This window comes from Streptomyces sp. NPDC006265 (assembly GCF_040613555.1).
GTDB lineage: Bacteria > Actinomycetota > Actinomycetes > Streptomycetales > Streptomycetaceae > Streptomyces.
On sequence record NZ_JBEXSH010000438.1, the window covers coordinates 1 to 7482 of the forward strand.

Sequence of the window (7482 nt, forward strand, 5' to 3'; positions counted from 1 at the left end):
CCGCACCGGCCGAAACCCCACGTACGTCCAGTACGAGGGCTTCCGGCCGGCACGCCGAGAGCACGCACCAAACGCCGCTCCTCAACGGGCAAACGTTGCCTGCCGCGGCACTAGGTCGCCTGCTCCAGGTCGGCCACGACCACCGTGTGGTCGGAGGGCCAGACGCCGTCCACGGGGCCGTCGCAGGCCCGCCGTACGTCCCGTACGCGGCCGAGTCCGCCGGGGCCGGGCGGGCCGACGTGGATGTAGTCGATGCGCCCGCCGGGCCTGCGGGCGGGCGTCACGTGCGGGTTGGCCGCGTCCCAGGTGGCGGAGGGTGCGGCCGGGTCGGCGTACTCCCAGGCGTCGACGAGGACCTTCCCGGGCACGGTCGGGGCGGTCTTGTAGCCGCCGAGGAGACGGACCTCGTCGGAGTCGGGCCAGGCGTTGAGGTCGCCGGTGACGACGGGCGGGAACGGGGTGTCACCGCGGTGCCGGGCGACGAACTCGGCGACCGCGGCGACGTGCCGGCAGCGGACCGCCGAGGCGTGCAGGGTCGGAGGTGAAGTGGGCGGTGACGAAGGGCACTTCGTGACCGGGAGCGGCCAGGCGGGCGTAGAGGGCCAGGCGGCCGTCGTCGTCCTCGGCGGGAGCGGGCAGCGGCAGCACGTCCTGGTCGAGGACCGGCCACCTGCTGAGCACCGCATTGCCGATGCCGACCGTCGGGCCCCGATCCGCCGCTGCCAGCGCTCCGGGGCGGGCGAGGCGCCCCAGGCGCAGTGCAGGCCCAGCTCACCGGCCAGCCACTCGGCGAGGTTCTCGCCGTCGGCCGCCCACACCTCCTGCAGTCCGACGACGTCGGGCCGCAGCTCCCGCAGGGCCGTGAGGATCGCCTTCTGCCGCGTCTGCCACGGCCCGAAGTGCCACCACAGATTCCAGGTCACGATCCGCGCCCGCAGCCACCCGCTCTCCTCGTTGCCGCGTCGGGGATCATTGAAGCAGGACCGATTGCAGAATTCGTGAGAGCTTCGTGCGAAGGAGACCCGAAGACGATGTCCCGCCGCACCGACCTGAGATTCCGCGCCACCACGGCCTTCCAGCGCCGCCTCAACCCGATCCTGCGCCGTCTGCCCCTCCAGACGGTCCTGGAGACCACGGGCCGCGTCTCGGCGCTGCCCCGGCAGACACCGGTGGGCGGCCGCCGCGTCGGCGACGCCTTCTGGCTGGTGTCGGAGTTCGGCGAACGGTCTCAGTACGTACGCAACATCAAGGCCGATCCGCGCGTGCGGGTGCGGATCCGCGGACGGTGGCACACGGGGACCGCGCATCTCGTGCCGGACGACGATCCGGTGGCCCGGCTCCGGAAGCTGCCCCGGGTCAACGGCATGGGCGTGCGGGCTCTCGGCACGAACCTGCTGACGGTTCGCGTGGACCTGGACACCTGAGCGGCGTCACCCCGGCCAGACGATCGCCTGCACCTCGCTGTAGGCGTGCAGCGCGTAGCTGCCTACGTCCCGGCCGACGCCGCTCCGCTTGAAGCCGCCGAAGGGCGCCTCCATGTTCCGCCCGACGGTGTTGACCCCGACGCCTCCGGCTCGCAGCCGCCGCGCCACCCGGAAGGCCCGGGCCACGTCGCCCGACCAGACGTAGTCGATGAGCCCGTAGTCGGTGTCGTTGGCGAGCGCGATGCCCTCCTCCTCGTCGTCGAAGGGGACGACGACCACCACCGGCCCGAAGATCTCCTCGCGGACCACCCGCATGTCGTTGGTGCAGTCCGCCAGGAGGGTCGGGGCGACGTAGAAGCCGCTGGGCAGGTCCGGGCGTTCGCCGCCCGCGACCACCACCGCGCCCTCCTTGCGGCCCAGTTCGACGTACGACTCCACCCGGTTCCGGTGCGCCGCCGAGATCACCGGCCCGACCACGGTGTCCCGCTCGCCCGGGTCCCCGACCTTCAGCCGTCCTGCGTAGGCGGCCAGTTGCCCGACCAGCCGGTCGTAGATCCCGCGCTGCGCCAGCACCCTCGTCGGTGCCGTGCAGATCTGCCCGCTGTAGAAGGAGAAGGTGGTGCCGATCCCGGCGACGGCCGAGCGGAGGTCGGCGTCGTCGAAGACGACCGCCGCGCCCTTCCCGCCCAGCTCCATCAAATGCCGTTTCATGCCCCGCCCGCACACCTCGGCGATGCGCTGCCCGACCGCCGTGGAGCCGGTGAAGCTGACCATGTCGACATCCGGCGACGCCACGGCCGCCTCGCCGACCTCCGTACGGGAGCCGCTGACCACGTTCACCACGCCCGGCGGCACGCCCGCCGTCTCCAGGGCCTCCGCCATCCGGTACACCGACAGCGGGTCCTGCGGGGCGGGTTTCACCACGACCGTGTTGCCCATGGCCAGGGCGGGCGCGATCTTGCCGGCCGGGTTGGCCCAGGGGTTGTTGTACGAGGTGATGCAGGTGACGACCCCGACGGGCTGGCGGACGGCCAGGGCGCCGATCACAGCGGCCTTCCCCATCGGCCCGGCCTCGTTGATCTGGGGCGGGACCGCCCACTCGGCGGGCTCCACCCGCGCGTAGCGACGGAAGCGGGCGGCGGCGACGCCGACCTGCATGCCGCGTGCGGTGCCGAGCGTCGCGCCCGTCTCCGCCCGGGCCAGTTCCGCGTACTCCGTCAGCCGCCCGGCGATGATCCCCGCCGCCCGGCCGAGCACCGCGGCACGCTCCTCCGGGGCGGTGCGCGACCACGGCCCGAAGGCCTCGCGGGCCGCGGCACACGCCGCGAGCACCTGATCCCGCGAGGCCTCCGGCGCCCACCCGACGGTCTGCTCGCCCGCCGGGTCGATCACCTCGTAACGCCCGCCGTCCGGCTCCACCCAGGAGCCGCCGACGAACAGCGACTGCCGTGCCGTCACCTCGTGCTCACCGTCTCCGTGTCCCGCCCGGAGCGCAGCACCCGGCCCGGTACGGCCCCGGTCACCGCGTCGTCCCGGATCGCCTCGACCCCGTTGACCCACACGGCCCGTACGCCGAGCGCCCGGGAGTCCAGCCGGGGGCTGTCGCCCGGCAGGTCGTGCACCAGGGTGGCCGGGCCCGCGTCGATCCGCTCCGGGTCGAGCAGCACCAGGTCGGCGTGCCACCCCTCCCGCACCTGCCCCCGCTCCCGCAGTCCGAAGAGCCGGGCCGGATCGTCGGTCAGCATCTTCACGGCCTGCTCCAGACCGACCAGCCTCCGCCCCCGCAGGCAGTCCCCGAGGAACCGGGTCGTGTAGGGCGCCCCGCACATCCGGTCCAGATGGGCGCCCGCGTCGGACCCGCCCAGCAGCACGTCCTCGTGCTGCCAGGTCTGAGCCCGCAGCGCCCAGGACGCCGGGTCGTTGTCGGTCGGCATCGGCCACAGCACCGTGCGCAGCTCGTCGTTGGCGCAGATCTCCACCAGACAGGCGAAGGGCTCCTGCCCGCGCTCCTCGGCGATGTCGTTCACCACGCGCCCGGTGAGCCCGGCGTTGGCCTCGCTGTAGGTGTCGCCGATGACGTACCGCCCGAAGTTCGACAGCCGCCGGAAGACACCCGCCTCCTTGGACCGGGCCCGCCGCAGCAGCTCGGCCCTCACCTGCGGGTCCCGCAGCCTCTCGATCCGCTCGGGCACGGGCAACGCGAGTACCGGCCCCCACCCGGGGATGAGGTTGAGCGCGCAGAACGTCCCCAGCGACATGTTCATGGGCGTGAGGATCGGCATGGTCAGCGCCACGACCCTGCCGCCGGCCTTCCTCGCCTGCTCGCTCGCGAGCAGTTGCCGGGGCACGCGCTCGGGAACGGCCGCGTCGATCGTCAGCACGTTCCAGTTCAGCGGCCGCCCCGCCACCGCGCTCATCTCCACGAACAGATCGATCTCCGCGTCACTGAACTGATCCAGACAGCCCGCGACGATCGCCTCGATCTGCGTGCCCTCGCACTCCCCGACGGCCCGCGACAGCGCCAGCAGTTCGGCCGGCTGGGCGTGCCGCGAGGCGACGGGCTGCCCGTCGCCGTCGGAGTGGCTGGTCGACTGGGTGGTGGACAGCCCCCACGCCCCGGCGTCCATGGCCTCCCGCAGCAACCGCACCATCGCGGCGAGCTGCTCCTGACTCGGCTGCCCGCCCACCGCCTCCGGCCCCATCACGTACCGCCGCAGCGCACAGTGCCCCACCATGAACCCGGCGTTGACCGCGATCCGCCCTTCCAGGGCGTCGAGGTACTCCCCGAAGGAATGCCAGTTCCAGGGCGCCCCTTCCTCCAGCGCCACCAGCGCCATGCCCTCGACCCGGGACATCATCCGCCGCGTGTAGTCGGCGTCCCCGGGCCGCTCGGGATGCAGCGGCGCCAGCGTGAACCCACAGTTCCCCCCGGCGACGGTGGTGACCCCGTGGTTGAGCGAGGGCGTGGCGTACGGGTCCCAGAAGAGCTGGGCGTCGTAGTGGGTGTGGGGGTCGACGAAGCCGGGGGTGAGGACGAGGCCGGTGGCGTCCTCGACCGACCGTGCCTCCTCGGTGACCGTCCCTACGACGGAGATACGGCCGCCCCTGATGCCGACGTCGGCGATGAAGCCGGGCGCACCGGACCCGTCCACGACGGTCGCCCCTTTGATGACGTGATCGAGCATGACCACTCAACTCCTTGAGCTGGATGCCCCCAAGGGGCGCGGGGAGCTGCGCTACAAGCCACTACGAACGCCGCGCCCGCCGACGAATGCTCAGGCGCCCCGCCGGAACCGCGAAGTCCGATGAACAGGATCCGTATCGATCTTGGGAATCACGTACTCCCCGACCAACCGGATCGTCTGCAGCGTCTCCTCCTTCGGCACCCCCACCGGCAGGCCGAAACTCAGCTGATCCGCCCCGGCCCGCTCCCACCGCTCGCACTGCCGCAGCACCTCGTCCGGATCGCCGCAGATCAGCAACTCCTCCTCGATCAGCACCTCCACGAACTCCTCGGTGTACTCGGGCAACGTCTCCGGCCACACCGGGAACCCCTCGGGCCGCGGGAACGTGTCGTGGTACCGGAACACCAGCGAGGGCAGATAGTGCAGCCCCCCGCTCGCGGCGATCCGCACCGCCTCCGCATGGGTCGGCGCACAGATCGCCGTGGTCGTCACCATCACGTTGTCGTTCACGAAGGCCCCGACGGGCTCCGCGTCGACGATCGCCGTCTTGTACTGCTCCAGCACCCACTCCATGTCGGAGACCTTCTGCACGCTGAAGCCGAGCACACCGAGCCCCTTCTTCGCGGCCATGGCGTACGACGGCGGCGACCCGGCCGCGTACCACATCGCCGGGTGCGCCCCGCCGTACGGCTTCGGCAGGACCTTGCGCGGCGGCAGCGACCAGTGCTTGCCCTGGAAGCCCTGGTACTCGTCCTGGAGCCACATCTTGGGGAACTCCGCGATGGTCTCCTCCCAGAGTTCCTTGGTGTGGTTCATGTCGGTCACCCCCGGCATGAACCCGAGGATCTCGTGCGATCCGGCACCCCGTCCGCTGCCGAACTCGAAGCGGTTGCCGCTGAGGTGGTCGAGCATCGCGACCTTCTCGGCGACCTTCACCGGGTGGTTGACCGGGGCCAGCGGGTTGAAGATGCCGGAGCCCAGGTGGATCCGCTCGGTCGCGTGGGCCAGGTAGCCGAGGAAGACGTCGTTGGCGGACAGGTGCGAGTACTCGTCCAGGAAGTGGTGCTCGGAGGCCCAGGCGTACTTGAAGCCGGACTTGTCCGCCTGGATGACGTACTCGGTCTCCTCCATCAGCGCCTTGTGCTCGGCGAGCGGGTCGGTCTCGGCCCGCTTGCCGACGTATCCCTGAACGAAGATGCCGAATTCCAAGGAGGTTCACCGCCCCACGATCGGTTCATCGTTTCTGACTGCCCGTCAGATTTATGATCCGACTGTTCCACCGGCCTCCGGGAGCGTCAATAGCTGATGAGCCGTCAGATGATGCTGACGCCGGCCAGCCACCCGCCGTCGATCACGAACGGCTGCCCCGTGATGTACGAGGAGTCCTCCGAGGTCAGGAAGAGCGCGAGCCTGGCCACCTCCTCGGGCCGCCCGACCCTGCCCAGCGGCACCAGCTTGCGGTACAGCCGGTCGAGGCCCTTCGCCGTCTCCGCCAGGTCGGCGTCCGGGTCCAGCCGTGCCGGGTTGGACATCGCCGTGTCGATGGCCCCGGGGCAGACGGCGTTGACGCGTATCCCGCGCCCGGCCAGTTCCAGGGCGGCGACCCGGGTCAGACCGACGACCGCGTGTTTGGTCGCGGCGTAGGCGCCCACCGCGGCCATCCCGGTCAGGCCCGTGTACGAGGCGGTGTTGACGATCGTGCCCCCGTCGGCCATCTCAGGGGCGACCGCCCTGACGCCGAGGAAGCAGCCCACCTGGTTGACCTGGACGACCTGCATGAACTCGTCGAGGGGTGTGTCGAGGAGGGAGTTGAAGCGCAGGATGCCGGCGTTGTTGACGAGCCCGTCGACATGGCCGTAGGCGTCCTTGGCGGCGACGACCGCGGACCGCCAGTCGCCCTCCCGCCCCACGTCCAGATGGACGTACCGCGCGCCGATCTCCTTGGCGAGGGCCTCGCCCTGGTCGTCCAGCACGTCCGCGACGACCACCCGGGCCCCCTCGGCCGCGAACAGCCGGGCCTCCTGCTCACCCTGGCCGCGTGCGGCGCCGGTGACGATGACGACCCGTCCGTCGAGCTTGCCCATTACGGCCTCCTTCACGGGTGGACACGGTGGACTCCGCATCGTAGCGACATATCTGACGATGCGTCAGATGCGAGCTTCGGACGTAGCTGAGGCGAATCTCGCTCAGGACCGCGATCGGATCGGCTATCGTGACCGGCGGAGCCGTGGCCACGGCACTGCTGCCGTGGGCGAACGCCACCTACGAGGAGACGCCCGAGCAGATCATGACGATGTGGGTGAAGGCACTCAACGGCAAGCAGCAGTCCATCTTCCACTTCGGCCTTCCACTTCGGCAGCCATCCGATCGCCGGACCGGGATTCGCGTCGGACGACTGCGAGTTCGCCGAGACGGACTTCGAGACCTTCGACGGACCGACCGAAAGGGCCTCCCGCGACTTCCCCAACTGCCGACCCACGCCACCGAATCGAGGAAGGCGCCGGTCACCTGGTCGGCGACGACGGCACAGGGCCAGGGCAAGTACACCGTCACCCAGCCGAATATGTTCAATCCTTCAAGACCCTCGACCCCCGGTCGACGGCTGCGTGCTTCAGGTCCACGGGTTCGCGGAGCACGGCGTCGCGGTGGCGGCCCCGGTGGCGGGCATCTCCGGGACGATCAGCTTCTGGCCGGGGCTCAGCACGGGTTCGTCCAGAAAGTTGAGCGCCATGAGGTAGGGGACGTTCGTCCCGTACCGGCAGGCGAGTTCGGGCAGGGCCGTGCCACACGCGGCGTGCACCTGACCCCGCAGGCCGTTCCAGGGAATACCGCCCGGCGGGATATCGAAGCCGCGCACAATGGCGGCAACGGCT

The 7482-nt window shown here is 71.0% G+C and carries 7 protein-coding genes; 1 reads left to right on the forward strand and 6 read right to left on the reverse strand.

Going from position 1 to position 7482, the window contains the following annotated elements:
* Positions 1–110: 110 nt before the first annotated feature.
* Positions 111–923: an endonuclease/exonuclease/phosphatase family protein gene (locus tag ABZ281_RS29480; protein WP_356660335.1), complete on the reverse strand. Its 813-nt coding sequence runs from the start codon at positions 921–923 to the stop codon at positions 111–113.
* Between the two features lie 108 nt (positions 924–1031).
* Between ABZ281_RS29480 and ABZ281_RS29485 the strand changes: the two genes are divergently transcribed.
* Positions 1032–1424 (forward strand): nitroreductase/quinone reductase family protein, encoded by a 393-nt coding sequence (locus ABZ281_RS29485; RefSeq protein ID WP_356660337.1) that lies wholly within the window; start codon positions 1032–1034, stop codon positions 1422–1424.
* 6 nt (positions 1425–1430) lie between these two features.
* Here the strand turns inward: ABZ281_RS29485 and ABZ281_RS29490 are convergent, their stop codons facing one another.
* The 5 genes from ABZ281_RS29490 to ABZ281_RS29510 form a co-directional block, all read right to left on the reverse strand.
* On the reverse strand, positions 1431–2882 hold the full coding sequence (locus tag ABZ281_RS29490) for an aldehyde dehydrogenase family protein (protein WP_356660339.1): 1452 nt from the start codon (positions 2880–2882) through the stop codon (positions 1431–1433).
* Positions 2879–4609: a D-aminoacylase gene (locus tag ABZ281_RS29495; RefSeq protein ID WP_356660341.1), complete on the reverse strand. Its 1731-nt coding sequence runs from the start codon at positions 4607–4609 to the stop codon at positions 2879–2881. The genes ABZ281_RS29490 and ABZ281_RS29495 overlap by 4 nt, the downstream gene beginning before the upstream one ends.
* A 90-nt stretch (positions 4610–4699) precedes the next feature.
* Positions 4700–5818: an LLM class flavin-dependent oxidoreductase gene (locus tag ABZ281_RS29500; protein WP_356660343.1), complete on the reverse strand. Its 1119-nt coding sequence runs from the start codon at positions 5816–5818 to the stop codon at positions 4700–4702.
* A 104-nt stretch (positions 5819–5922) separates the two neighbouring features.
* Complete coding sequence (locus ABZ281_RS29505; protein WP_356660345.1) at positions 5923–6693, reverse strand: SDR family NAD(P)-dependent oxidoreductase; 771 nt, start codon at positions 6691–6693, stop codon at positions 5923–5925.
* A 527-nt stretch (positions 6694–7220) separates the two neighbouring features.
* Positions 7221–7482: LysM peptidoglycan-binding domain-containing protein (locus ABZ281_RS29510; RefSeq protein WP_356660346.1), on the reverse strand; the 262-nt coding region annotated here is incomplete at its 5' end.